General features: G+C 71.2%; 24 protein-coding genes. 15 read left to right on the forward strand and 9 right to left on the reverse strand.

Going from position 1 to position 24,291, the window contains the following annotated elements:
* The first annotated feature begins 112 nt into the window (after window positions 1-112).
* Complete coding sequence (locus tag BJP65_RS17115) at window positions 113-1,162, forward strand: ABC transporter permease (RefSeq protein WP_055836196.1); 1,050 nt, start codon at window positions 113-115, stop codon at window positions 1,160-1,162.
* Between the two features lie 20 nt (window positions 1,163-1,182).
* Here the strand turns inward: BJP65_RS17115 and BJP65_RS15385 are convergent, their stop codons facing one another.
* Window positions 1,183-1,785, reverse strand: a complete 603-nt coding sequence (locus tag BJP65_RS15385) for a PH domain-containing protein (RefSeq protein ID WP_070409697.1) — start codon at window positions 1,783-1,785, stop codon at window positions 1,183-1,185.
* Window positions 1,786-1,847: 62 nt separating this feature from the next.
* Between BJP65_RS15385 and BJP65_RS15390 the strand changes: the two genes are divergently transcribed.
* Window positions 1,848-3,602 (forward strand): ABC transporter ATP-binding protein, encoded by a 1,755-nt coding sequence (locus BJP65_RS15390; protein WP_055836202.1) that lies wholly within the window; start codon window positions 1,848-1,850, stop codon window positions 3,600-3,602.
* Window positions 3,603-3,733: 131 nt separating this feature from the next.
* Window positions 3,734-5,644, forward strand: coding sequence for a translational GTPase TypA (gene typA / locus BJP65_RS15395; protein ID WP_055836205.1), 1,911 nt, complete (start codon window positions 3,734-3,736; stop codon window positions 5,642-5,644).
* A 564-nt stretch (window positions 5,645-6,208) separates the two neighbouring features.
* Here typA and BJP65_RS15400 read toward each other — a convergent pair.
* A complete protein-coding gene (locus BJP65_RS15400) occupies window positions 6,209-6,760 on the reverse strand; it encodes a helix-turn-helix domain-containing protein (RefSeq protein ID WP_055836207.1) in 552 nt (183 codons plus the stop codon).
* Between the two features lie 65 nt (window positions 6,761-6,825).
* On the opposite strand from BJP65_RS15400, the gene BJP65_RS15405 reads away from it, so the two are divergent.
* From BJP65_RS15405 to BJP65_RS15430, 6 genes are all read left to right on the forward strand, one after another.
* Entirely contained in the window at window positions 6,826-7,554 is a 729-nt protein-coding gene (locus tag BJP65_RS15405; protein ID WP_070410057.1) for an AzlC family ABC transporter permease, read from the forward strand.
* Window positions 7,551-7,865, forward strand: a complete 315-nt coding sequence (locus tag BJP65_RS15410; protein ID WP_055836212.1) for an AzlD domain-containing protein — start codon at window positions 7,551-7,553, stop codon at window positions 7,863-7,865. Before BJP65_RS15405 ends, BJP65_RS15410 begins: the two co-directional genes overlap by 4 nt.
* A gap of 45 nt (window positions 7,866-7,910) precedes the next feature.
* Entirely contained in the window at window positions 7,911-8,339 is a 429-nt protein-coding gene (locus BJP65_RS15415; protein WP_070409698.1) for a DUF6113 family protein, read from the forward strand.
* 65 nt (window positions 8,340-8,404) lie between these two features.
* Complete coding sequence (gene fdxA / locus BJP65_RS15420; protein WP_055836218.1) at window positions 8,405-8,725, forward strand: ferredoxin; 321 nt, start codon at window positions 8,405-8,407, stop codon at window positions 8,723-8,725.
* A gap of 3 nt (window positions 8,726-8,728) precedes the next feature.
* The gene (gene dapC / locus BJP65_RS15425; protein WP_070409699.1) at window positions 8,729-9,832 is read left to right on the forward strand and encodes a succinyldiaminopimelate transaminase; all 1,104 of its coding nucleotides are present in this window, start codon (window positions 8,729-8,731) and stop codon (window positions 9,830-9,832) included.
* 320 nt (window positions 9,833-10,152) lie between these two features.
* A complete protein-coding gene (locus tag BJP65_RS15430; RefSeq protein ID WP_082509624.1) occupies window positions 10,153-11,451 on the forward strand; it encodes a citrate synthase in 1,299 nt (432 codons plus the stop codon).
* A gap of 354 nt (window positions 11,452-11,805) precedes the next feature.
* Here the strand turns inward: BJP65_RS15430 and dapD are convergent, their stop codons facing one another.
* Entirely contained in the window at window positions 11,806-12,726 is a 921-nt protein-coding gene (gene dapD / locus BJP65_RS15435) for a 2,3,4,5-tetrahydropyridine-2,6-dicarboxylate N-succinyltransferase (protein ID WP_070409700.1), read from the reverse strand.
* Window positions 12,727-12,769: 43 nt separating this feature from the next.
* On the opposite strand from dapD, the gene dapE reads away from it, so the two are divergent.
* The 3 genes from dapE (at window position 12,770) to BJP65_RS15450 (ending at window position 15,331) form a co-directional block, all read left to right on the forward strand.
* Entirely contained in the window at window positions 12,770-13,846 is a 1,077-nt protein-coding gene (dapE, locus tag BJP65_RS15440) for a succinyl-diaminopimelate desuccinylase (RefSeq protein WP_070409701.1), read from the forward strand.
* The gene (locus BJP65_RS15445; protein WP_258027499.1) at window positions 13,828-15,066 is read left to right on the forward strand and encodes a hypothetical protein; all 1,239 of its coding nucleotides are present in this window, start codon (window positions 13,828-13,830) and stop codon (window positions 15,064-15,066) included. The genes dapE and BJP65_RS15445 overlap by 19 nt, the downstream gene beginning before the upstream one ends.
* A gap of 94 nt (window positions 15,067-15,160) precedes the next feature.
* On the forward strand, window positions 15,161-15,331 hold the full coding sequence (locus BJP65_RS15450; RefSeq protein ID WP_070409703.1) for a DUF3117 domain-containing protein: 171 nt from the start codon (window positions 15,161-15,163) through the stop codon (window positions 15,329-15,331).
* 62 nt (window positions 15,332-15,393) lie between these two features.
* Here the strand turns inward: BJP65_RS15450 and BJP65_RS15455 are convergent, their stop codons facing one another.
* On the reverse strand, window positions 15,394-16,032 hold the full coding sequence (locus tag BJP65_RS15455; RefSeq protein WP_055836233.1) for an O-methyltransferase: 639 nt from the start codon (window positions 16,030-16,032) through the stop codon (window positions 15,394-15,396).
* 71 nt (window positions 16,033-16,103) lie between these two features.
* Here BJP65_RS15455 and BJP65_RS15460 point away from each other — a divergent pair, with 71 nt between their 5' ends.
* Window positions 16,104-16,475, forward strand: a complete 372-nt coding sequence (locus BJP65_RS15460; protein ID WP_070409704.1) for a Sec-independent protein translocase TatB — start codon at window positions 16,104-16,106, stop codon at window positions 16,473-16,475.
* Window positions 16,476-16,560: 85 nt separating this feature from the next.
* On the opposite strand, the gene BJP65_RS15465 is transcribed toward BJP65_RS15460, so the two are convergent.
* The 3 genes from BJP65_RS15465 to BJP65_RS15475 are packed head-to-tail and all read right to left on the reverse strand — an operon-like array spanning window position 16,561 to window position 19,552.
* Complete coding sequence (locus BJP65_RS15465) at window positions 16,561-17,709, reverse strand: Mrp/NBP35 family ATP-binding protein (RefSeq protein ID WP_070409705.1); 1,149 nt, start codon at window positions 17,707-17,709, stop codon at window positions 16,561-16,563.
* Window positions 17,706-18,233, reverse strand: coding sequence for a DUF1003 domain-containing protein (locus BJP65_RS15470; RefSeq protein ID WP_055836243.1), 528 nt, complete (start codon window positions 18,231-18,233; stop codon window positions 17,706-17,708). The genes BJP65_RS15465 and BJP65_RS15470 overlap by 4 nt, the downstream gene beginning before the upstream one ends.
* On the reverse strand, window positions 18,233-19,552 hold the full coding sequence (locus BJP65_RS15475) for a magnesium transporter MgtE N-terminal domain-containing protein (protein WP_055836246.1): 1,320 nt from the start codon (window positions 19,550-19,552) through the stop codon (window positions 18,233-18,235). Before BJP65_RS15475 ends, BJP65_RS15470 begins: the two co-directional genes overlap by 1 nt.
* Window positions 19,553-19,623: 71 nt before the next feature.
* On the opposite strand from BJP65_RS15475, the gene BJP65_RS17065 reads away from it, so the two are divergent.
* Together BJP65_RS17065 and BJP65_RS15485 are read left to right on the forward strand one after the other, a co-directional pair.
* Entirely contained in the window at window positions 19,624-20,346 is a 723-nt protein-coding gene (locus tag BJP65_RS17065; RefSeq protein ID WP_258027500.1) for a general stress protein, read from the forward strand.
* On the forward strand, window positions 20,343-21,011 hold the full coding sequence (locus BJP65_RS15485) for an alpha/beta family hydrolase (protein WP_070409706.1): 669 nt from the start codon (window positions 20,343-20,345) through the stop codon (window positions 21,009-21,011). Before BJP65_RS17065 ends, BJP65_RS15485 begins: the two co-directional genes overlap by 4 nt.
* Window positions 21,012-21,063: 52 nt before the next feature.
* Here the strand turns inward: BJP65_RS15485 and BJP65_RS15490 are convergent, their stop codons facing one another.
* Together BJP65_RS15490 and BJP65_RS15495 are read right to left on the reverse strand one after the other, a co-directional pair.
* On the reverse strand, window positions 21,064-22,845 hold the full coding sequence (locus tag BJP65_RS15490) for a gamma-glutamyltransferase family protein (protein ID WP_070410059.1): 1,782 nt from the start codon (window positions 22,843-22,845) through the stop codon (window positions 21,064-21,066).
* Window positions 22,842-24,290, reverse strand: coding sequence for an aminopeptidase P family protein (locus BJP65_RS15495; RefSeq protein WP_055836255.1), 1,449 nt, complete (start codon window positions 24,288-24,290; stop codon window positions 22,842-22,844). Before BJP65_RS15495 ends, BJP65_RS15490 begins: the two co-directional genes overlap by 4 nt.
* Window position 24,291: the final 1 nt, after the last annotated feature.

Genomic DNA, 24,291 nt, shown 5'->3' on the forward strand with positions numbered 1-24,291 from the left:
CGCGATCACCGCCATCGTCTTCAACTTCCTGGCCGATCTCGCCTACGCGGCGCTCGACCCCGAGTGCGAGTGGTCGCATGATCGCCGCCGTCCGATTCCCGGAGGTCTCCCGATGACTCAGATGCTTCCCGAACCCGCGAACGTCGATGCGCCGGTCCCGGCCGACGAGCGCGACACCGTCGGGGTGAGCCAGGGACGGCTCGTCCTGCGTCGCTTCCTGTCGAACAAGATCTCCGTCGTCTCCGGCATCCTGTTCGTGCTGCTGGCGATCTTCTCGATCTCGGCGATCGGCCTGGGGCCCATCCCCGGCTGGTGGAAATACGACTACACGTCGCTGAACCCGCAGAACGACGGCGGGGCGCCGACGCTGTCGGTCTTCCCCTTCTCGCTGGGCGAGCACCCGTTCGGCCAGGACCGCATCGGCATCGACTACTTCGCGATGACCATGCGCGGCATCCAGAACTCGATCCTCGTGATGATCATCATCAGCTTCGTGGGCACCACGGTCGGCACCGTCATCGGCGCCCTCGCCGGGTACTACCGCGGCTGGGTGGATGCCGTCCTCATGCGCATCACCGACGTGTTCATCGTCATCCCGATCATCGTGATCGGCGCCGTCGTCGGTCGCGCGACGGGCGGTCTCGGTGTGATCCCGCTGGCGTTCTTCCTCGCGATGGTGTCGTGGACGACGATCGCCCGCCTGGTGCGCGCCGAGTTCCTGTCGCTGCGCGAGCGCGAGTTCGTCGAGGCCGCCCGCGTGGCGGGTGCCAGCGACGCGCGCATCATCTTCAAGCACATTTTGCCCAACGCCATCGGCGTGGTCATCGTGGCGGCGACGCTCCTCGCCGCCTCGGCGATCCTGCTCGAGACCGCGTTGAGCTACCTGCAGCTCGGCGTGCGCCCGCCCGACGTGTCGCTGGGCCTGATCATCTCCGACAACCAGTCCGCGTTCTCGACGCGCCCGTGGCTGTTCTGGTGGCCCGCGGTGTTCATCGTGCTGCTGGCGGTGCTGGTCAACTTCGTCGGCGACGGCCTGCGCGACGCGTTCGACCCGCGTCAGAAGCGCTTCTCGCTGCGTCGCACGAAAGAGACCTCGGCGTCGTCGACCACCGCTCCCGCGAGCACGCAGGCGCGGGTGCACCCGGAGACCCCGTCGTCATGACGCTCGCCTTCGCGCGGGTGTCAGCCCAGGGCGACCGCCGCGACGAGACCGGCCGCGCCGGCCACGAGCAGCACGAGGTTGCCCGTGCGGACGCCCACGTGCACACGGACGTTCTCGGCGACGCCCGCCTCGATGCGTCCGGCTTCGCGCAGCGCGTGCCAGCGGGTGCGCACCATCTCGGCGGCGCGTCCGGAGTCGGTGTTCGGCAGCTCGCCGGGGCGCGTCTGCGGCGTCGACGGGCTGTCGCTGCGGCGGTGGGCGCGGGCGGCGCGGAGCGATCCGGTCGCGCCGGGCGCCGGTGCGGCGGTGACGCCGATACGACGACCGGGCGTGTGCAGCTGCAGCGAGTACCGCGTGTCGACGTGGATGAGCGCAGCCCACGGCACGAAATAGCGCAGGGCGATGTTGTCGACCTGCACGCCGTCGTCGTCGACGGACACCGACGGCGACCACAGGATGCCGGTGACCAGGGCGGCCGCTCCCAGCGCGCCCACGATCACGAGGGCGGGCGCCTCGCTCGCCCCGGGCGTGACGAGCAGACCGATCGCCACGACGGCGATGATCGCCCAGACGATGCCGCACAGGACTCGGGTGAACGTCGAACGGAACGTCTGGCGTGGCATCCTCCGATTCTTTCATTCCCCGATCACTCACTCCCGCTCGGCGGGACCGAGAGGACATTCTCATGAGCACGACCGAGAAGGCGGCCATCCCCGCCCTCGAGATGACCGACGTCAGCGTCGACTTCGCGGTCGACGACGTGTGGGTTCCCGCCGCGAAGCACCTCACCTACTCGATCGCGCGCGGCCAGGTCGTCGCGGTGGTCGGCGAGTCGGGCTCGGGCAAGAGCGTCAGCTCGATGGCCGTGCTCGACCTGCTGCCGCGCAACAGCCGCGTCACCGGCAGCATCAAGGTCAACGGCCGCGAGGTCACCGGCCTGTCGGCATCGCAGATGCGGCAGCTGCGCGGTCCCGAGGTCGCGGCGATCTTCCAGGAGCCGATGACGGCCCTGAACCCCGTGCTGACGGTGGGGTCGCAGATCATCGAGGCGCTGCGCGCGCACACCCCCATCGCTCCCACGCAGGCCAAGGCCCGCGCGATGGAACTGCTCGAGATGGTCGGGCTCCCCGACCCGGCCAAAGCCTTCGCCTCGTACCCGCACCAGCTGTCGGGCGGCCAGCGCCAGCGCGCCATGATCGCGCAGTCGATCAGCCTGGAGCCGGCGCTGCTCATCGCCGATGAGCCCACGACCGCGCTCGACGTGACCGTGCAGGCCGAGATCCTCGATCTCATCCGCGACCTGCGCGACCGCCTCGACTCGGCCGTGCTGCTCATCACGCACGACATGGGCGTCGTGGCCGACCTCGCGGACTGGATCGTCGTGATGAAGTCCGGCGACATCGTCGAGCAGGGCCCCGCCGCGAAGGTGCTGGGCGACCCGCAGGACGCCTACACGAAGGAACTGCTGGCCTCGGTCCCGCGCCTGGGCGAGACCCTCGAGGGCGAAGCCACGGTCGACGTCGTCGAGGCATTGGCCACCGCGGTGGCCAGTGGTCCCGCCCGCACCGAGACGATCGCCCTCGCCGTCGCCGCCCCCGAGATCGCCCACCCGGTGCTGCAGCTCGACAACGTCTCGATCGAGTACGGCAAGAAAGGACGCGTCGCCGCCTTCCGCGCCGTCGACGACGTCACGCTGGGCATCGCCGAGGGCGAGATCGTCGGACTGGTCGGAGAGTCGGGATCGGGCAAGTCGACCATCGGCCGCGCCGCCATCGGTCTGCAGCCCATCGCCGACGGTCGTCTGGTGGTCGACGGCGTCGACATCTCGAGCGGCTCGCGCAAGCTCATCAAGTCGCTGCGCCGCCGCGTGGGCATCGTGTTCCAGGACCCGTCGTCGTCGCTGAACCCGCGCCTGCCGATCGGCGAGTCCATCGGCGAGCCGCTGTTCCTCGCCGGCGAGGCCAAGGGCGCCGAGCTCGACGCGCGCATCGAGAAGCTGCTCGACGAGGTGCGTCTTCCGCGCAGCTACCGCAACCGTTACCCGCACGAGCTGTCGGGCGGGCAGAAGCAGCGCGTGGGCATCGCGCGCGCCCTCTCGCTGCAGCCGCGTCTGCTGGTCGCCGACGAGCCCACGAGCGCGCTCGACGTGTCGGTGCAGGCCCGCGTGCTCGAACTTCTCAGCGAGCTGCAGAAGGAGCACCGTTTCGCGTGCCTGTTCATCAGCCACGACCTCGCCGTCGTGGATGCCATGGCAGATCGCATCGTGGTGCTCAACCGCGGCAAGATCGCCGAGCAGGGCACCCGCGATCAGATCCTGCGCGCACCGAAGCAGCAGTACACGCAGCGACTCATCGCCGCGATCCCGGTGCCCGATGTCGAGGTCCAGGCCGCTCGCCGCGAGCTTCGCCACGAGCTGCTGAAGGACAACCCGGCCTCCTGAGGTGTCGGAAAGGGGCGGGATTCCGAGGAATCCCGCCCCTTTCTGCTGTCTGCCAGGCTGCGCGGCGGGCGCCCGGTAGACTAGGGGAGCCCGATTCCGGGCGCCACCCCGAATTTTCCTGGAGACCCTCCATGGCGCACGCCCTTCGTCCTGACCTCCGCAACGTCGCGATCGTCGCGCACGTCGACCACGGCAAGACGACTCTCGTCGACGCCATGCTCCGCCAGACCGGCTCGTTCGGCGACCACGCGCACATCGAAGAACGCGCGATGGACTCGAACGACCTCGAGCGCGAAAAGGGCATCACGATCCTCGCCAAGAACACGGCGATCACCTACAACGGCGTCCACAGCGACGTGCCGGTCACGATCAACGTGATCGACACCCCGGGCCACGCCGACTTCGGTGGCGAGGTCGAGCGCGGCCTGTCGATGGTCGACGGCGTCGTGCTGCTCGTCGACGCGTCCGAGGGCCCGCTGCCCCAGACCCGCTTCGTGCTGCGCAAGGCCCTCGAGGCCAAGCTCCCCGTCATCCTGCTGGTGAACAAGACCGACCGACCCGACGCGCGTATCGGCGAGGTCGAAGAAGAGGCGCACGACCTGCTGCTCGGTCTCGCGTCCGACCTGGTCGACGACGTTCCCGACCTCGACGTCGACGCCCTGCTCGACGTCCCCGTCGTGTACGCCTCGGGTCGCGCGGGAGCCGCGTCGCTGAACCGTCCCGCCGACGGCTCCCTGCCCGACAACGACGACCTCGAGCCGCTCTTCGGCGCGATCCTCGAGCACGTTCCGGCCCCGTCGTACGACGACGAGGCGCCGCTGCAGGCGTGGGTCACCAACCTCGACTCGAGCCCCTTCCTCGGCCGCCTCGCGCTGCTGCGCGTGTTCAACGGCACCCTGAAGAAGGGTCAGACGGTCGCGTGGGTCCGTGCCGACGGCACCACCAGCAACGCCCGCATCACCGAGCTGCTGAAGACCCGCGCGCTGGAGCGCTACCCGGCCGACGACGCCGGCCCCGGCGACATCGTCGCCATCGCCGGTTTCCCCGACATCACCATCGGCGAGACCATCGCCGACCCCGAAGACGTGCGGCCCCTCAAGGCCATCACGGTCGACGACCCGGCCATCTCGATGACCATCGGCACGAACACCTCGCCCCTCATGGGCAAGGTGAAGGGTCACAAGCTCACCGCCCGCATGGTCAAGGACCGCCTCGACCGCGAGCTGATCGGTAACGTCTCGCTGAAGGTCGTCGACATCGGACGCCCCGACGCGTGGGAGGTGCAGGGCCGCGGAGAGCTCGCCCTCGCGATCCTCGTCGAGAACATGCGCCGCGAGGGCTTCGAGCTCACCGTCGGCAAGCCGCAGGTGGTCACGAAGAAGATCGACGGCAAGACCTACGAGCCGTTCGAGCACCTCACCATCGACTCGCCCGAGGAGTACCTCGGCGCGATCACGCAGCTGCTCGCCGGCCGTAAGGGTCGCATGGACAACATGACGAACCACGGCACCGGCTGGGTGCGCATGGAGTTCGTCGTCCCCTCGCGCGGCCTGATCGGCTTCCGCACCGAGTTCCTCACCACCACGCGCGGCACCGGTATCGCCAACGCGATCTCGCACGGCTACGAGCCCTGGGCCGGTCACATCTCGACCCGTCAGAACGGCTCGATCGTCGCCGACCGCATGGGCGTCGTCACCCCCTTCGCGATGATCGGTCTGCAGGAGCGCATGTCGTTCTTCGTGCAGCCGACGCAGGAGGTCTACGAGGGCATGGTCATCGGCGAGAACTCGCGCGCCGACGACATGGACGTCAACATCACCAAAGAGAAGAAGCTGACCAACATGCGTGCGGCCAGCTCCGACTCGTTCGAGTCGATGACGCCCCCGCGCCTGCTGACGCTCGAGGAGAGCCTCGAGTTCGCTCGCGACGACGAATGCGTCGAGGTCACCCCCGAGGCCGTGCGTATCCGCAAGGTCGTGCTCGACGCGACCGAGCGCGGACGCTCCGCCTCGCGCCTGAAGCGTCAGGATGCCAACGCGTAAGCGTCTGCATCCACGACGGCCCCGCACCAGCTCCGGCTGGGCGGGGCCGTTTCGCGTTTCTGCGGCGTTCGTCCCCCCGGTTGAGTGTCCAGGACACGCCGCTGTGCCTCGGGCGGTGGCGGCGTGTTCTGGACACTCGAGCGGTTGTGGCGCTGGGGCGGGGCCGGGCAGTGCTCGGCTGGGCTGGGCGCGGATGCGGCCTGAGCGCTGACGCGGGCCCGTTCGCGTTTCCGCGAGGTTGATTCCCCGTTGAGTGTCCAAGACGCGCCGTGTGTGCCGGTGCGGGGGCGGCGTGTCGTGGACACTCAACGGGGTTGTGGCGCTGGGGGGCTCGGCGTGGTTGCGGCGCTTGCGGCTCGGCGTGGGTGCGACGCGAGTGGCTGGGCGGTGGCGCGGGGCCGTTTTGCGCGCGCGGCGCTCGTTTCCCGTTGAGTGTCCAAGACGCGCCGCGCGTGCCCGCGCCGTGGCGGCGTGTCCTGGACACTCAACGGGGTTGTGGCGCTGGGGGCTCGGCGTGGGCGTGGCGCGGGGGGCTCGACGGGTGCTGCGGCGCGAGCGGTGGGCTCAGCGCGACTCGACGACGCAGACGACGCTCATGCCCGGCTCCAGCGCCTCGAACACGTGCGGAGCGTCGCCGGGGTACGAGAGGTAGTCGCCGGGGGACAGCTCGTAGGGGGCGTCGACCGGGCCGACGAGGCCGCGACCGGTCACGAGCACGACGTGCTCGATCGTGCCGCGGGGGTGGGGCTCCGACAGGCGTGGCGTGCCGGGTTCGGCGCTGAGCAGGTAGATGTCGCGGCGGGCGTGCGGCGGGCTCGCCGACAGGAGCACGGCGAGATAGTCGGATGCCGAGGACGACACGGCCGCGGTGGCCTCACCGGCGCGGATGAGCGTGGGGGAGCGCACGCCCTCGTCGACGAGCACCGCGAAGGGCACCTCGAGGGCGGTGGCGAGCGCCCAGAGCGTTTCGACGCTGGGATTGCCCCCGCCGTTCTCGAGCTGCGAGACCGTCGCTTTCGCGACGCCCGCGCGGCGGGCGAGCTCCGAGACGCTCAGATCGCGTCGTTCGCGCTCGCGACGCAGGGTCGCAGCGATGCGGTCGCTCAGATCGGTCATGCGTTCATTATGCTCAACGATCGTTCGACTTGACGAACGCCGCTCAAGCGTTCACGATCTTGACCATGCGTTCGTTCTACCGAACACCCGAGGGTGTTGCCGCTCGCCAGGGGCTCGCCGTCGCGCTCGCGACGAGCGCCTACGGCGTGTCGTTCGGCGCCCTGTCGGTGGCCTCCGGACTCGACGTCTGGCAGACGTGCGTGCTGAGCCTGCTGATGTTCACGGGTGGGTCGCAGTTCGCCTTCGTCGGTGTCATCGCCGCCGGCGGCGCGGCCGCCGCTCCCGCCGCGATCGCGTCGTCGGTGCTGCTGGGCGTGCGCAACGCCGCGTACGCGATGCGGATGGCTCCCGTCGTGGCGGGCGGATTCTGGCGCAAGGCCGGCGCGACGCAGTTCACGATCGACGAATCGGTGGCCGTGGGCCTTGCGCAGTCCATGCCGCGCGCACGCCAGTGGGGGTTCTGGGTCACCGGCGTCGCGATCTGGATCGGCTGGAACATCTCGACCCTCCTGGGAGCACTGCTCGGCGACGTGCTGGGCGACCCGCGCACATACGGCCTCGATGCGGCCGCGGCGGCGGCGTTCCTCGCGCTGCTGTGGCCCCGGCTGCGGGGGCGCGAGCCGATCGCGGTGGCCGCGGGTGCGGCGGTCGTCGCCGCCGCCCTCACCCCCGTGCTCATGCCGGGCATCCCCGTCATCGCCGCCGCGGGCGTCGCGGTCGCGGTGGGGCTGTTCGATCCGCGCCGCCCCACGTCCGCTCCCGGAGTCGTCGCCGAAGAGAAGGGGATGCCATGACCCTGTGGACCGCCGTGCTCCTGGCCTCGGTGATCTGCGTCGCCCTGAAGGGCGTCGGCTACCTCACTCCCGCGCACTGGCTCGAGGCACCCCGCCCGGCGCGCATCGCCGATCTGCTGACCGTGGCACTGCTGTCGGCGCTGGTGATCGTGCAGACGGTGGCGGCGGGCTCGGAGATCGTCCTCGACGCGCGACTGCCGGCCGTCGCGGTCGCGGCGCTGCTGCTGTGGGCGCGCGCCCCGTTCCTCATCGTGGTCGTGGCGGCCGCGGTCACCGCGGCGCTGCTGCGCCTGTGGGGGTGGGCGGCGTGACCGGGGGTTCTCTCGGCGCAAAGGCGTCGCGCCTAAACTGACGCGATGAACTCTGGCATCCTGCGCATCGTCGGTTGGGTCGTGGCGCTGCTGGTCGGCGCCTTCTACGGGGCGGCCGGCACGGTCGCGCAGGCGTACCGCCTCGGGCCCGTGCCGCTGGGACTGATCCTGGCCACGATCGGCAGCGCGGCGCTGTTGATCGCGTTGCGCGTGCTGACGGGGGACCGGATCAACGCGCTGGCCGGCGGGTTCGGCATCTCGGCGGCGACGTATCTGTTCTCGCAGGTGGGTCCCGGCGGGTCGGCCATCGTCTCAGCCCCTACCCCGGGCACCGAATGGATCCCCGTGGTGTGGACGATCGTGGGCCCGGCGCTGATGGTCTTCGTGGCATTCTGGCCCGACTTCTCGCACCTGAAGCAGCAGCCCGAGGTCGGCACGGGCGCGAACGCGGCCCCGGCCACGACCGCGCGGTGACGCCTCAGGGGTCATCGGCGGCCGCGCGGCGAGGCCGGTCGCTCCTGCGCGATTAGACTGGGGTCGTGACTTACGTGATCGCCCTCCCGTGCGTCGATGTGAAGGACCGTGCCTGCATCGACGAATGCCCCGTCGACTGCATCTACGAGGGCGAACGATCGCTGTACATCCACCCCGACGAATGCGTCGACTGCGGTGCGTGCGAGCCCGTCTGCCCCGTCGAGGCGATCTACTACGAAGACGACCTGCCCGAAGAGTGGTCCGATTACTACAAGGCCAACGTCGAGTTCTTCGACGACATCGGCTCGCCCGGTGGAGCGGCGAAGGTCGGCGTGATCGCCAAGGACCACCCCGTCATCACCGCGCTTCCCCCGCAGGCCCACTGAGCCGTGGGCGTCGCCGACCTCGCCGACTACCCCTGGGACGCCGTCGCCCCGTACGCGGAGCGCGCGCGGCGACACTCTGCCGGCATCGTCGACCTGTCGATCGGTTCGCCCGTCGACCCGACGCCCGACGTCATCGCCACGGCCCTCGCCGACGCGACCGACGCGCACGCGTACCCGCAGACGGCCGGCACGCCGGCGCTGCGCGAGGCGATCGTCGACTGGTACGCCCGTCGCCGCGGAGTCCCGGGCCTGACGGCCGCGAACGCCCTTCCGACGGTCGGATCGAAAGAACTCGTGGCGCTGTTGCCGCTGCTGCTGGGCCTCGGTCCTGGCGATGCCGTCGTGCACCCGCGCGCCGCGTACCCGACCTACGAGGTGGGTGCCCGTCTCGTCGGCGCCGAGGCCGTGGCATCCGATGATCCCTCCGATTGGCCTGCCCACACGCGTCTGGTGTGGATCAACTCGCCGGGTAACCCCGACGGTCGCGTGCTGTCGGCGGCGGAGCTGACGGATGCCGTGACCCGGGCGCGCGAGCTCGGTGCGGTCCTCGCGTCCGACGAGTGCTACGCCGAACTCGGGTGGGACGCGCCGTGGGACCGCGAGCGGGTGCCCAGCGTGCTCGACCCGGCTGTCGTGGGCGACGACTTCACCGGTGTGCTGTCGGTGTACTCGCTGAGCAAGCAGTCGAACCTCGCCGGATACCGTGCGGCATTCCTCGCCGGTGACGCGGCCCTGGTGGAGCGACTGCTGACCGGTCGCAAGCATCTCGGTCTCATTCCTCCGGCCCCCGTGCAGCGGGCGATGACCGTCGCCCTGGGCGACGATGCGCACGTCGTCGAGCAGCGCGAGCGGTACGCGCGTCGGCGGGCGATCCTCAAGCCCGCGATCGAGGCCGCGGGTTTCACGATCGACCGCAGCGAAGGCGGGCTGTACCTCTGGGCGACCGAGGGCCGCGACGCGTGGGAGAGCGTGGGTCGGCTGGCCGACCTGGGCATCCTGGTCGGGCCCGGGCACTTCTACGGCACCCACTTCCCGAACCACGTGCGCTTCTCGCTCACGGCGACCGACGAGCGGATCGCCGCGGCGGCGGAGCGGCTGGCTCCGTAGCCGAGTCGGTGCGAACCTCGCCGGTGGGTCGATTCCCCACGGGAGCGCCAGGCGCGCCGTTCGGAGTGTCGCCTCACGTCGTCGATCACGATCGACCGCCCCCATGAGGAGGATCCCTCCCTTCGATGGGGGCATCCTTTGGCGATGTCATCTGTAGGCGCCCCGGCCTACTAGGCTGTAAAAGCAGTGCGTTCGGGCAACCCTCCGGGCGTGCGCCGACCCGGACGCCGCCCCCGCGGCATCCCCGGTTCGGGAAGATCGCGGGTGCCTCCCGCCCTCGCGGTCGACAAGTGGGCGACCAGAAATCGCAAGGAGGCGCGGTGAGCGACGTGGGTACGCAGCAGGACAAGGCCACCCTCACGGTAGGGGGCACCACCGCCGAATTCGCGGTTCTTCGGGGCACCGACGGCATCCCCAGCATCGACATGGCGTCGCTGACGAAGCAGACCGGGCACACGGCGCTCGACTACGGCTTCGTCAACACCGCCTCGACGAAGTCGGACATCACCTACATCGACGGTGACCAGGGCATTCTGCGCTACCGCGGATACCCGATCGAGCAGCTGGCTCAGAACAGCACCTACCTCGAAGTCGCGTGGCTGCTCATCTACGGCGAGCTGCCCTCGGCATCCGAACTCGCATCGTTCGACGAGCGCATCCGCCGTCACACGTTGCTGCACGAAGACCTGAAGAGCCTGTTCTCGTCGCTTCCGCCGACCGCGCACCCCATGTCGGTGCTGTCGGCGGCGACCGCGGCCCTCTCGACCTACTACGAGGCCGAGTCCGACCCGCACAACCCCGAGCACGTCGAACTCAACACCGTGCGCATGCTCGCGAAGCTCCCCGTGATCGCGGCCTACGCGCACAAGAAGAGCATCGGGCAGGCGTTCCTGTACCCCGACAACTCGATGAGCTTCGTCGACAACTTCCTCAAGCTGAACTTCGGCGTCATGAGCGAGCCTTACGAGATCAACCCCGTCATGACCAAGGCCCTCGACCTGCTGCTGATGCTGCACGAGGACCACGAGCAGAACGCGTCGACCTCGACGGTGCGCCTGGTGGGTTCCACCGGCGCCAACCAGTTCGCGTCGGTGTCCGCCGGCATCCAGGCCCTGTCGGGCCCGCTGCACGGTGGCGCCAACGAGGCCGTGCTGCAGATGCTCGGCCGCATCCGCGATTCGGGCGAGAGCGTCGAACGCTTCGTCGAGCGCGTGAAGAACAAAGAAGAGGGCGTCAAGCTCATGGGCTTCGGCCACCGGGTCTACAAGAACTACGACCCGCGCGCCAAGCTGGTGAAGGGCGCCGCCGACGAGGTGCTCGAAGCCCTCGGCGTGAGCGACCCCCTGCTCGACCTCGCGAAGGAGCTCGAGCAGATCGCCCTCGAGGACGACTACTTCAAGGAGCGTCGCCTGTACCCCAACGTCGACTTCTACACCGGCGTCATCTACAAGGCGATGGGTTTCCCCACGCGCATGTTCACCGTGCTCTTCGCGATCGGACGCCTCCCCGGCTGGATCGCCCAGTGGCGCGAGGCCATCAGCGACCCGCAGACGAAGATCGGCCGCCCGCAGCAGCTGTACACAGGTGCCGCGGTGCGCGACTACCCCGGCATCGGCTGACACCGGCCCTCGAACGCCCCGTCCCTCTCGCGAGGGGCGGGGCGTTTCGTCTGCCGGCGGGGAGGTGCCGGCTCTCGGCGGCCCGGAAGCGCGTCGGTGCGGGTGTGGCCGAGGCAACCGGTGAGTGCGGCAGGGTGCCGCGTCGAGACCCCGGCGCCGCCTCGCCCATAAACGCTGATCGTGCGGATAAACGCGGTGTCGTGGCGTTTAGGCGCACGAAGAGCGTTTATGGGCATGATGCGGACGCCGCGCGGGCGCGGGGGACGGACGGACGCCGCGCGGCCGTGGCTGCGGGACGGATGCCGCGGAGCGGGCGACCCGAACGAGATGCGGTGCGGCGTCGCGCGTGCAGCGTCAGGCGTGCAGGGCCTCGTTCAGCGTGACGCCGACGCCGGCGCGGGCCGAGACCTCGACGGCGCCGGTGAGGGAGTTGCGGCGGAACAGGATGCCGTCGCGACCCGACAGCTCGCCGGCCTTGACCGTCTCGTCGCCGACCCGCACCTTGGTGCCGGCGGTGACGTAGAGTCCGGCCTCGACGACGCAGTCGTCGCCGAGCGAGATGCCGATGCCCGCGTTGGCGCCGAGCAGGGTGCGCGCGCCGATCGAGACGCGGTGGGTCCCCCCTCCCGAGAGCGTGCCCATGATCGAGGCGCCGCCGCCGATGTCGGTGCCGTCGCCGATCACGACGCCCTGCGACACGCGCCCCTCGATCATCGAGGAGCCGAGCGTGCCGGCGTTGAAGTTGACGAAGCCCTCGTGCATCACGGTCGTGCCGGGCGACAGGTGGGCACCCAGCCGCACCCGCGAGGCGTCGGCGATGCGCACGCCGGCGGGCAGCACGTAGTCGGTGAGGCGCGGGAACTTGTCGAGCCCCTGGATCTGGATGCCGTGGCGCTGGAGCGAGGGACGGAGCCGCGCCGCGTCGTCGGGGTGCATCGGGCCGGCGCTGGTCCAGGCGACGTTCGGCAGGTGGGAGAAGATCCCGTCGAGGTTGATGTCGTTGGGACGCACCAGCAGGTGCGACAGTGCGTGCAGACGCAGGTACGCGTCGGCGGTCGACGCCGGTGCCGCGTCGGCGTCGATCGTGAGGGCGACGGCCTCGACGACGACACCCCGGCGCTCGTCGGCCCCGGCCGTCTTCCCGAGGTCGGCCCGCTCGGCATCCAGGCCATCAGGTACGCCCAGGATCGGCCGGGGGAACCACGCGTCGAGCACGGTCCCCTCGAGGGTGCGGGTGGAGAGGCCGGCAGCGCTGATGCGTCGTTCGTTGCTCACACGTCCAGGCTAGCGGGGGTGCCGCCTGTGGGAGGATCGGGGCATGGCCGCCCTCGACCTCACTTCCTCGTCCGTCGACCTCACCCGTGCGATCTGCGACATCGCCAGCGAGTCGGGGGACGAGACCACCCTCGCGGATGCCATCGAGGCCGCCGTCTCGGCCTACGGGCACCTCGAGATCATCCGGGACGGCGACACCGTCGTGGCGCGCACCCAGCTGGGGCGCGACCGACGCGTCGTCATCGCGGGGCACATCGACACGGTCCCCATCAACCGCAACCTTCCGGTGGAAGACCGCGAGATCGACGGCGAGGCGTTCCTCTGGGGTCGCGGCACGGTCGACATGAAGGCCGGCGTCGCCGTGCAGCTGAAACTCGCCGCGGAGCTGGTCGCACCCCCCGTCGACATCACGTGGATGTGGTACGACCACGAAGAGGTGGACTCGTCCCTCAACGGTCTCGGCCGTCTCTCGCGCAACCGTCTCGACCTGTTCGCCGGGGACTTCGCCATCCTCGGGGAGCCGAGCAACGGCGAGGTCGAGGGAGGGTGCAACGGCACGCTCCGCGCGCTCGTCCGTACAGATGGCGTGCGCGCGCACAGTGCGCGTTCGTGGATCGGCGAGAACGCCATCCACAAGGCGGCCCCCATCCTCGCCCGCCTGGCCGAGTACCGCGCCCGCGAGATCGAGGTCGAGGGCCTCGTCTACCGCGAGGGCCTCAACGCCGTGCGCATCTCGGGCGGCGTCGCCGGCAACGTCATCCCCGACGCGTGCGAGGTCGAGGTCAACTACCGCTTCGCGCCCAGCCGCGATGCCGAGGGCGCCGAGCGCGTCGTGCGCGACGTGTTCACCGGATTCGACATCGAGATCGTCGACGTGGCGGAGGGCGCCCGGCCCGGGCTCGACGCGGCCCTCGCGCAGGACTTCGTCACGGCCGTGGGGGCGACCCCGAAACCGAAGTACGGCTGGACCGACGTCGCACGGTTCTCGGCCCTGGGCATCCCCGCCGTCAACTACGGCCCCGGCGACCCGCACCTGGCCCACCACGACGAGGAGCGCGTTCCTCTCGCGCAGATCGACGCGGTCGAGCGGGGTCTGCGGGCGTGGCTGAGCGGGTCGTGACCGCCGAGGTCACGGCATCCCCGTCCGTCCGCGGATGGGAGCGGCTGCCCGTCGCCGCACGGATCGCCCTCGTCTACGTGATCGCGCGCGTGATCACGACCGGGTTCTTCGTCGTGACGGCGGCCCTGTCGGGACCGGCGTCGCGCTACGGCGTGGCCCCCTCGTTGGGCGAGCTCGCGCTGGGCTGGGACGCCCAGTGGTACTGGCTGGCGGCGGTGTCGGGGTACCCGGCCGACCTTCCGCTGGCCGCCGGCGGCCACGTCGCCGAGAACGCGTGGGCGTTCATGCCGCTGTACGCCTACCTGTCGGCGGGCCTCGGCGCGCTGCTCGGGTCGTGGGGCGCGGGGGCCGTGGCCATCTCGCTCGCTTCGGGCTACGGCGCGTGCGTCGTGCTGCACGCGCTGCTGCGCGAGCGCATCGGCGACTCGGCGGCGATGTGGGCCGTCGTCTTCTTCGCGTGCGGCCCGCTGGCCGCGCTGTTCCAGGTGGGGTACGCCGAGGCGCTGTTCCTGTTCCTGCTCTTCCTCGCCCTGCGCTGCGTGCAACTGCGACGATGGGGCTGGCTGTACCTGCTCGTCCCGGCGATGGGGTTCACGCGCCCGGGCATCCTCGCCTTCGCGCTGTTCCTCGCCCTGCTCGGCATCCATCGCTTCCTCCGTCGCCGCACGGAGCCGCTGCCGAGACGCGACGTCGTGCACATCGTGGCGCTGGGGGCGCTGTCGACCCTCGTCGGGTTCGCGTGGCAGGGCATCGCGACGATCGTCACCGGCGATCCGGGCGCCTACCTCGCCACCGAGCTCGCGTGGCGGCGCAACTGGCTCGGCGATAGCGGGGGGCACTTCGTCCCGATCGACGGGTGGGTGCAGGCGGCGGGATTCTGGTTCACGCAGTGGGGGCTCGGGCCCGTCGTCGGATACGTCGCGCTCGTCGTGCTCATCGTCGGCGCCGCGGCCGCGCTGCTGCTGCTGCCCCAGGTGAAGCGGCTCGGGATCGAGGTGCGCCTGTGGTCGGCGAGCTACCTCGTCTACCTGCTGCTGGTGTTCTTCCCCCAGTCGAGCATCTTCCGTCTGCTCGTGCCCGTCTCGTCGCTGTGGGGGGCGTTCGCCGTGCCGACCTCGCGCGCCTGGCGCATCGGCGTTCTGGCCCTGTCGCTCCTGGGGCAGTGGTGGTGGATCTACAACATGTACGGGCTGGCCAACACCTTCTGGCAGATTCCGTGACCGTGCAGGATGACGTACTTCGCCGCACGGGACGACGGCACTCGCGGCTTACCGGTAAACTCCTAGGTAGACCAACGACGAAAAGGGGGCCGCGATGGCAGCCATGAAGCCGCGTACCGGCGACGGACCGATGGAGGCCGTGAAGGAGGGCCGGTTGATCATCGTGCGCGTGCCGCTCGAGGGCGGCGGGCGACTCGTCGTCTCGGTGAACGACGCCGAGGCGAAGGAACTCCACGACGTACTCGGCGGTGTCGTCACGGCGTGACGCATCTCCACGAGTGAAGGCCGGTCCCCGCGGGGGCCGGCCTTCTTCGTTCGTGAGGACGCTCAGGCGTCGGTGAGGCGCGTTGTCAGCTGCAGAAGGCCCTCTCCCGAGGTTGACAGCGCGCCGATGACGGCGGGGGAGGACTGCACCTCCTGGATGAGCGAGCGATACGCGGTCGTGACGGCGTCGCGGCGCACCGGATCCGCCACCGCACCGTGCGACAGGACCCGCGGGATCAGCACCGTGCCGCCGGCGCGGACGAGCCGCAGACCGTGCTCGACGTACTCGATGACGCCCTCGGGATCGGCGTCGATGAAGACGATGTCGTACGAGGCCTCGTTCATGCGCGGCAGCACGTCCGACGCGCGGCCCGTGATGAACCGGGCGCGGGCCGCAGGCACACGGGCGTCGATGAACGCGGCTCGAGCGGCACCGAGGTGCTCGGGCTCGCTGTCGATCGTGGTGATCGTGGCGCGGGGAGAACCGTGCAGCAGCCACAGGCCCGACACACCGCCGCCGGTGCCCACCTCGACGATGTTGAGGGCACGGGACGCGGCCGACAGCACCGCCGACTGCGCGCCCACCGCGGGGCTGATGGGCGCCGCTCCCAGTTCGAGGGCGTGCGCGCGCGCCCGAGCGATGTGCTCGGGCTCGACCGTCGACTCCTGCACGAACCGCTCGTTCGCCTGATAACCGCTCACGTGGACCTCCTCGATCAGGCTAGACGGCCCGAGCGCGCTCCACCCCCAGGCGCGGCCGGTAATCTGTTCCCATGTTCTTCGGGCTCACGATCGAGAAGCTGATGCTGATCGGCGTGATCGCCGCTGTCCTCGTCGGCCCCGAGCGCCTACCCCGCTATGCGGAGACGCTCGCGAAGTTCACCAAGCGCGCCAAAGAGACGATGCAAGGGGCGCGCTCGCGCATGCGCGACGAGATGGGCCCCGAGTTCGACGACGTCGACTGGAAGAAGCTCGATCCGCGTCAGTACGACCCGCGCCGCATCATCCGCGAGGCACTGCTCGACGACACTCCGACGGCCACGATGCGCGCGGCCGGTGCGGCCGCTCTCGCGGCGCGCGAGAAGACGACGGTGCCGCCGTTCGTCGCGGGCGAGCGCCCCCCGTTCGACGACGAAGCGACCTGAGCCCCTCTTCGCGTCCCCGCGCGGCCGCGCCGCCCGAGCGGTCGACAGGGCGGCATGCCCTGTGTCCGCAGCGGTGGGCGCCGGGTCAGACGCCGAGACGCAGCGGCTTGCCCGCCAGGCCCCGAGGGCGCGCCGCGAGTGCGGCGGCCGCCGCGTCGATCGCCCGCGCGGCGGGGTCGTCGGGCTGCGACAGCACGACGGGGCGCCCCTCGTCGCCGCCGGTGCGCAGAGCCGGGCTGAGGGGAACGGATGCCAGCAGGGGCACGTCATCGGTCTCGTTCGACAGAGCGCGTGCCACGGCCTCGCCGCCTCCGGAGCCGAACAGATCGAGCACCGTACCGTCAGGCAGCGTCAGGGCGGCCATGTTCTCGATGACGCCGATCGGGCGCTGACCGGTCTGGCGGGCGACGAGGCCCGATCGCACGGCCACGTCGGCCGCGGCCGCCTGGGGGGTCGTCACCACGAGCACGTCGGCGTGGGGGAGCAGCTGACCCACCGAGATCGCCACGTCGCCGGTCCCCGGGGGCATGTCGAGCAGCAGCACGTCGAGGTCGCCGAAGAACACGTCGGTGAGGAACTGCTGCACGGTGCGGTGCAGCATGGGACCGCGCCAGGCGACGGCCCCCGCGGCCTCTTCGCCGGGGCGGCGCAGGAACATGCCGATCGAGATGACCTTCACGCCGTACGCGACGGGCGGGAGGATCAGGTCGTCGAGGCGGGTGGGCGCGGGCGGCAGCCCGTCGGCGTCGACCAGGCCGAGAAGGCCCGGGATCGAGAAGCCGTGCACGTCGGCGTCGACGAGTCCGACGCGCAGACCCCGGGCCGCCAGGGCGACGGCGAGGTTCGCGGTGATCGTCGACTTGCCCACGCCGCCCTTACCGCTGGTGACCGCGATCACGCGGGTCAGCGAGTCGGGGCCGAAGGGCATCTCGCGCTTCGCGCGGCCCCCGCGCAGCTTGTCGGTGAGCGCGCGACGCTCGTCGGGCGACATCACGCCGACCCGCACCTCGACCGCGTCGATGCCGGCGACCGAGGCCGCGGCATCCCGCACCTCGCGTTCGATGCGATCGGCGGCCGGGCACCCCACGATCGTCAGCGCGATGCCGACGTCGGCGACGCCGCCGTGCACCTCGATGCCCCGCACCATGTCGAGCTCCGAGAGCGGACGGCGCAGCTCGGGGTCGGTGACGGCGCCGACGGCGGCCCGCACACGGTCGGCGAGCTCGGTCGTCACGGCGTGGCCCGCGAGGGCTCGTCGTGATCGTCGAGGCGTTCGAGCGCGGCCTTCAGCTCGGCGCGCAGGCTGTCTTTCGTGATCACCTCATCGGTGAGGTCACGCACCGCCATGCGCAGCGCGACGATCTCGCGGGCGAGGTACTCGGTGTCGGCGAGATTGCGCTCGGATCGCTGGCGGTCCTGCTCGATCTGCACGCGGTCGCGGTCGTCTTGACGGTTCTGCGCGAGCAGGATGAGCGGAGCGGCGTACGAGGCCTGCAGCGACAGCACGAGCGTCAGCGCCGTGAAGCCGATCGCCGCGGAGTCGAAGCGCAGGTCGTCGGGGGCGAGCGAGTTCCACGCCATCCACACCACGCAGAACAGGCTCAGCATCAGCAGGAACGCGGGGGTTCCCATCGCTCGGGCCACCCACTCGGTGAAGCGGCCGAACCTGTCGCGCGAGGGCTGGGGAGCGCGGGGCGCGAGCACGCGGGCGCGACCGCGGGGGGCGTCCAGTGCGGGCTGGCGGTTGTTCCGAGCCATCAGCGCCTCCTCCGGGTCTGCGGGACGATCTTGGGAATGCTCGTGGTGGCGGTGGGTCTGGTGGTGACCTTGGGCCGCGGATCGTCGCCGTCGTGGGTGCGCCAGTCGTCGGGCAGCAGGTAGTCGAGCACGTCGTCGACGCTCACGCAGCCGACGAGGCGGTGCGCCTGATCGACGACGGGGAGCGAGACGAGGTTGTAGCTCGCCAGCATGCGGGCGACCTCGGCGGCCGTCGCGTCGGAGGGCACCGGCTCGAGGGTGTCGTCGATGATCGCACCCAGACGCTCGTGCGGGGGATACCGCAGCATGCGCTGGAAGTGCACGGTGCCCAGCAGCCGACCCGTGGGCGTCTCGTACGGCGGGAGGGTGATGAACACGGATGCCGCGAGGGCGGGGTGCAGTTCGTGCCGACGGATCAGGGCCAGGGCCTCGGCCACCGTGGCATCGGCCGAGAGCACGATCGGCTCCGGCGTCATGAGGCCGCCGGCGGTGTCGGGGCCGTACTGCAGCAGCGCGCGCACGTCTTCGGCCTCGTCGGGCTCCATGAGGTCGAGGAGCTGTTCGAGTCGCGTCTCGGGCAGCTGACCGAGGAGGTCGGCCGCGTCGTCGGGCTCCATGGCGTCGAGGATGTCGGCGGCGCGCTCGTCGCCGAGCTGCTCGAGGATGTGCACCTGCTCGTCTTCGGGCATCTCTTCGAGCGCGTCGGCGAGGCGGTCGTCGCTGAGCTCTTCGGCGACCTCGATCAAGCGCTCTTCGGGCAGGTCGAGCAGCGTGTTCGCCAGGTCGGCGGGCTTCAGCTCGGAATACGTCGCCACCAGCTGCTCGGCGGACTGGGCCTCGCCGGGGGTCTGGTTCTCGCGCACCTCGGTCCAGCTCGCGAACGTCGTCGCCCCCTTGGCGAAGGGCGAGGCGCTGGTGCGGGGACGGCGGAGGAAGAGCTGGCCCACGTCCCACTCGCCGAGTCGGTTGCGCTCGATCGCGACGTCTTCGATCACCGCGGTGCCCGAGCCGTCGACGAGGCTCACGCGTCGGCCCAGCATCTCGACCATCACGCGCACCTCGCCGCCGCGCTGCTGGAATCGCCGCACGTTGATGAGGCCGGTCGTGATGACCTGGCCGGCCTGAATCGAGGTGACGCGTCCGATGGACACGAACACATGTCGCCGGCCGGGGATCTCGACGACCAGGCCCACGACGCGCGGAGCGGCGGCGGCACGGTAGATCACCACGACGTCGCGCACCTTCCCCAGACGGTCTCCCGCGGGGTCGAACACCGTGCAGCCCGCCAAGCGGGCGACGAAAACCCTTTGCGTGCTCACTGGACCAGCGTAGTCCGCCACCGCTGCGCAAACCCGGTGGGACGGTCAGGACTGCGTGACAAGATGGTGAAATGAGCATGTTCGCGGGGAGACCGGGCGCGGGACGCGACGACGTGGGCGAGAAGGTCGCCTCCTTCCCGACGTACGAGCAAGCGCAGAAGGCCGTGTCATCGCTCATCGCGGGCGAGGTTCCGGCGCGCGAGATCGCGATCGTCGGTTCGGGCCTGCGCTCCATCGAACGCATCACCGGCAAGCTGGGGTACGCGACCGCCGCCCGCTCGGGCGCGTTGAACGGCCTGATGCTGGGCCTGCTGTTCGCGTTCATCTTCGTGCTCGGCATGCCGACCGTTCAGATCTCGGCCTTCGTCGGCGTGCTGCTGGTGGGCATGGCCCTCGGCATGATCCTGAGCCTGGGCACGTACTCGATCGTGCGCCGCCGCCGCGACTTCGCCTCGGTCATGCAGGTCGCCGCCGACCACTACGACGTCTGCGTCGAAGCCACCAGCATCCAGAAGGCCCGCGGAGTGCTCGGCGCCGGTGCCACCCGCACGACGGTGTCGCGCCCCACCGCCGCCCCCACTGCGCCGCCGCAGTACGGCGAACGCGTCGCTCCCGGCGCCGGCGCCCCGGCTGCGCCTCCGCGCCCGCCGGTTCCCGGTGCGACCCCCGTCGACGACGAGCCGCCCCGGTACGGCGAACGCATCACGCCCGTGCCGCCGCGCGAGAACCCGGCGCCGCCGGCCGAGTCGCCCTCGTCCACCCGCCCCGAGGGCGACGCGCCCACCGAGCGGTGACCGTCACCGCCGTTCGCCTCCCCGTCGCGCTGCCGACGGGCGCGAGCGAGGTGTCGGGTCTCTGGTCGCCCGCCCCGGGTCCCGGACCCATGATCGCGCTGGCCCACGGCGCCGGCGCCGGCATGGACCACCCGTTCCTCGAGGGTCTCGCCGCCGCGCTGGTCGACGAGGGAGTGAGCGTGCTGCGGTTCGTCTTCCCCTACGTCGAAGCGGGAAGACGGATGCCGGGACCCGCCCCGCACGCCGTCGCGACCTGGGCGGGGGTCGAGGCCTGGTTGGCCGCCGCATATCCCGGGCCGTACGTGGCGGTGGGCAAGTCCTACGGCGGGCGCATGGCATCCGTCGCCACCGCCGAGGGCGTGATCGCCCCCGCCGGACTCGCCTACCTCGGCTACCCCCTGCATCCGCCCGGGCGCCCCGACAGACCCCGCGTCGACCACCTGCCCGCGATCGCGGTGCCGCAGCTGTTCGTCGAGGGCGAGAACGACCCGTTCATCCAGCCGCGCGACCAGTTCGACGCGGCCGTCGCCTCGTGCCGCAACGCCCGCGTGGAGTGGATCGCGGGCGGGAACCACTCGTTCGAGGTGAAGGGCGCGCGGCGGCCGACCGATCAGATCGGCGCGGGACTCGCTCCGATCGTCGCGGCCTTCGCGCGCGCTCTCTGACGTCTGCCCGTACGGCAGCCGGTGATCCGCGAGGCGGTCTTCCGGCGGTCGGTCAGCGCCCCGCGGCGTAGCCCTGCGCTCCGCGGGGGTTGGCCGCGGCCCACAGAAGGCCCTCGGCATCCCGCCCGACGGCGCTGACGCGCCCGAGCGCCCAGTCTCCGGCCCGGCGCACGCGGTGCCCGCGCCGTTCGAGCTCGGCGATGACCTCGTCGCCGAGGCGGTCCTCGACCACCGCGCCCGCGGGCGACCAGCTGCGGGGCCAGAACGAATCGGCCACGGCGGTGGTGTGCAGGGTGGGGGCGTCGATCGCCTGCTGCGGCGAATACGCGCCCACCAGCATGCGCAGCAGCACCGGCAGCTGCCACTGGTCCTGCTGATCGCCGCCGGGGGAGCCCATCGCCGTGACCTCGTCGCCGCGGCTGAGCAGGGTGGGGGTGAGAGTGGTGCGCGGGCGTCGGCCCGGAACGAGGGATGCCGGATGCCCGGGCTGCAACCACGTCATCTGCAGGCGCGTGCCCAGGCAGAAACCGAGCGAGGGGACGACCGGCGACGATTGCAGCCACCCGCCCGACGGTGTGGCCGAGACGACGTTCCCCCAGCGATCGATCACGTCGATGTGCACGGTGTCACCGCGGGTCTGACCCGACCGGTCGACCGTGGGCTCGCCGGTCGCCCCGGCGGCGGCGACCACGTCGGCACGCAACGGAGGCAGCGTCGGGGCGTGCCCCTCGGGCGCTCCCGGGCGCAGCTCGGTCGAGGCGCGGTCGCCGATGAGCTCCCGGCGGCGGGCGAGGTAGTCGTCGGCGAGGAGCGCCGACACCTCGACCACGCCGTCCGCGTCGCCGAACCAGGCGTCACGGTCGGCATACGCGAGCTTCTGCGTCTCGAGCAGCAGGTGCGCTCCCTCGGCGGTGGCCGGGTCGAGCTGGGAGTCCTCGGCGGTCTCGAGCATGCGCAGCACCTGCAGCAGGGCGGGACCCTGCGACCAGGTGCCGGCCTTGTACACGTCCCACCCGCGGAAGCGCGCCGTCACCGCGGGTTCGTAACCCGCGCGCCACGACGCCAGGTCGGCGGCGTCCAGGACGCCGGGGTGATCGGCGCCGTCGGAGTGCCGGTGCGGGGTGCGCACGAACTCCGCCGCCCGGGGGAGGACGGCGGTCATCCAGTGCTCGCGCGCCGCGTCGATACGCCCCGCGCGGTCGGCGGCGGTGTCGCCGGCGGCGATCAGCTCGTCGAGGACCCCGGCCCACGCCGGGTTGCGCATGAGCGTGTCGGCGGACGGCACCTCGCCGTCCGGCATCCAGAGCTCTGCCGACGAAGGCCACTGCGCGCGGAAGAGGTCGGCGACACGGCCGATGGTGGCGGCGGCCCCCGCGACCAGGGGGTGTCCCTCGCGCGCGTAGCCGATGGCGAAGGAGAGGACATCGGCGGGTTCCCACGTGCCGTGATCGCGCAGCAGCAGCAGCCACGCGTCGACCGCGCCGGGAACGGTCGCCGCCAGCGCACCGGCGCCGGGCACGAGGTCGAGACCTCGCCGCTCGAAGTGCTCGATGGTGGCCGCAGCCGGGGCCGGACCCTGGCCCATGAGCACCAGGGGCTCGGCGGCACCGGCCTGTCGCACGAGTGCGACCAGGTCGCCGCCGGGGCCGTTCAGGTGCGGTTCGACGACGTGCAGCACGAACGCCGCAGCGACCGCGGCGTCGAACGCGTTGCCGCCGCGCTCGAGCACGGCCTGAGCGGTCGCCGTCGCGGTCCAGTGCGTCGACGCCGACATGCCGAACGTGCCGCGCAGGGTCGGCCGCGTGGTGAACGAAGACGGGGGAGTGAAGGTCATCGCGACGACCGCGCGATCCACTCCTCGACCTCGTCGGCGGTGCGGGGGATGTCGGCCGACAGGTTGACGGGACCGTCGGCGGTCATCACGATGTCGTCCTCGATGCGTGCACCGATGCCGCGGTACTCCTCGGGCACCGTCAGATCGTCGATCTGGAAGTAGAGCCCCGGCTCGATGGTGAACGCCATCCCCGGCTCGAGCAGTCCGTCGTAGTACATGTCGCGTCGGGCCTGCGCGCAGTCGTGCACGTCGAGGCCGAGGTGGTGGCTCGTGCCGTGCACCATGTAGCGGCGGTGCTGGCCGCCGGTCTCGGCCTGCAGCGCCTCGTCGGCGGTCACCGGGAGCAGGCCCCACTCGGCGACGCGGGCGGCGATGACCTCCATCGCGGCCTCGTGCAGGCGGCGGAACGGCACGCCCACCTCGGCCGCGGCGAACGAGGCGTCGGCCGCTTCGCGCACGGTCTCGTAGATGCGGCGCTGCACGTCGGTGAAGGTGCCCGAGACGGGAAGCGTGCGCGTGATGTCGGCGGTGTAGAGGCTGTCGACCTCGGCCCCGGCGTCGATGAGGATGAGGTCACCGGGCTTCACTGCCCCGTCGTTGCGCGTCCAGTGCAGGTAGCACGCGTGCGGACCGGACGCCGCGATCGTGTCGTACCCGACCGCGTTGCCGTCGGAGCGCGCGCGCTGGTGGAACACGCCCTCGACGATGCGTTCGCCACGCGGATGCTCGACGATGCGGGGCAGCTCCGCGACGATGTCGTCGAAGCCGCGGCCCGTGACCTCGACGGCGAGGGCCAGCTGGGCGAGCTCGTACTCGTCTTTGACCAGGCGCAGCTCCGACACGAAGCGGGTGACCTCGTCGTCGTCGTCGAGCGTGCGGTCGTCGTCGCCGACGGCGAAGTCGTGCAGGTGGGCCGTGGCGATGCCGAGGTCGGCCGCGACGCCGTCGAGCGCGGGGCGCGGGCCGATCCAGAACTCGCCGACGGTGGCGTCGGAGTAGAACTCCGCGGTCGTGCGGTCGGCACGCTCGCGGAAGTAGAGCACGGCCTCGTGGCCCTCGTCGCGCGGCTCGAAGACGAGCACCGAGTCGGGCTCGGCGTCGCTGCCCCACCCGGTGAGGTGCGCGAAGGCGGAGTGCGCGCGGAACGGGTAGTCGGTGTCGTTGCTTCGCTGCTTGAGACCGCCCGCGGGGATCACCACGCGGCGGCCCGGGAACGCCTGCGACACGCGCTCGCGTCGCCGCGCGGCCCACGCGGCCTGTTCGCGCGCCTCGGGGAGCTCGACCGGGTGCTCGGCCCAGCCCGTCGAGATGGTGTCGAGGAAGCCGCGGGGGAACGGTGCCTTGCGATTACTCGGTGCGGCGGGCGTCTGCTCGGGCGTCGGGTTCTCGACGGTCTGCGGTTCGGCGGTCTGCGCGGTCGTGTCGCTGGTGGAGGGGGCATCCATC

Source organism: Microbacterium sp. BH-3-3-3, assembly GCF_001792815.1.
In the GTDB taxonomy this organism is placed as follows: Bacteria; Actinomycetota; Actinomycetes; order Actinomycetales; family Microbacteriaceae; genus Microbacterium.

Bases quoted from the DNA above. Each gene is read 5' to 3' on its own strand.
- BJP65_RS17115 (WP_055836196.1), top strand. From the start codon at position 113: ATGACTCAGATGCTTCCCGAACCCGCGAACGTCGATGCGCCGGTCCCG.
- BJP65_RS15385 (WP_070409697.1), bottom strand. From the start codon at position 1,785: ATGCCACGCCAGACGTTCCGTTCGACGTTCACCCGAGTCCTGTGCGGC.
- BJP65_RS15390 (WP_055836202.1), top strand. From the start codon at position 1,848: ATGAGCACGACCGAGAAGGCGGCCATCCCCGCCCTCGAGATGACCGAC.
- typA (WP_055836205.1), top strand. From the start codon at position 3,734: ATGGCGCACGCCCTTCGTCCTGACCTCCGCAACGTCGCGATCGTCGCG.
- BJP65_RS15400 (WP_055836207.1), bottom strand. From the start codon at position 6,760: ATGACCGATCTGAGCGACCGCATCGCTGCGACCCTGCGTCGCGAGCGC.
- BJP65_RS15405 (WP_070410057.1), top strand. From the start codon at position 6,826: ATGCGTTCGTTCTACCGAACACCCGAGGGTGTTGCCGCTCGCCAGGGG.
- BJP65_RS15410 (WP_055836212.1), top strand. From the start codon at position 7,551: ATGACCCTGTGGACCGCCGTGCTCCTGGCCTCGGTGATCTGCGTCGCC.
- BJP65_RS15415 (WP_070409698.1), top strand. From the start codon at position 7,911: ATGAACTCTGGCATCCTGCGCATCGTCGGTTGGGTCGTGGCGCTGCTG.
- dapE (WP_070409701.1), top strand. From the start codon at position 12,770: ATGGCCGCCCTCGACCTCACTTCCTCGTCCGTCGACCTCACCCGTGCG.
- BJP65_RS15450 (WP_070409703.1), top strand. From the start codon at position 15,161: ATGGCAGCCATGAAGCCGCGTACCGGCGACGGACCGATGGAGGCCGTG.
- BJP65_RS15460 (WP_070409704.1), top strand. From the start codon at position 16,104: ATGTTCTTCGGGCTCACGATCGAGAAGCTGATGCTGATCGGCGTGATC.
- BJP65_RS15470 (WP_055836243.1), bottom strand. From the start codon at position 18,233: ATGGCTCGGAACAACCGCCAGCCCGCACTGGACGCCCCCCGCGGTCGC.
- BJP65_RS17065 (WP_258027500.1), top strand. From the start codon at position 19,624: ATGAGCATGTTCGCGGGGAGACCGGGCGCGGGACGCGACGACGTGGGC.
- BJP65_RS15490 (WP_070410059.1), bottom strand. From the start codon at position 22,845: ATGACCTTCACTCCCCCGTCTTCGTTCACCACGCGGCCGACCCTGCGC.
- BJP65_RS15495 (WP_055836255.1), bottom strand. From the start codon at position 24,290: ATGGATGCCCCCTCCACCAGCGACACGACCGCGCAGACCGCCGAACCG.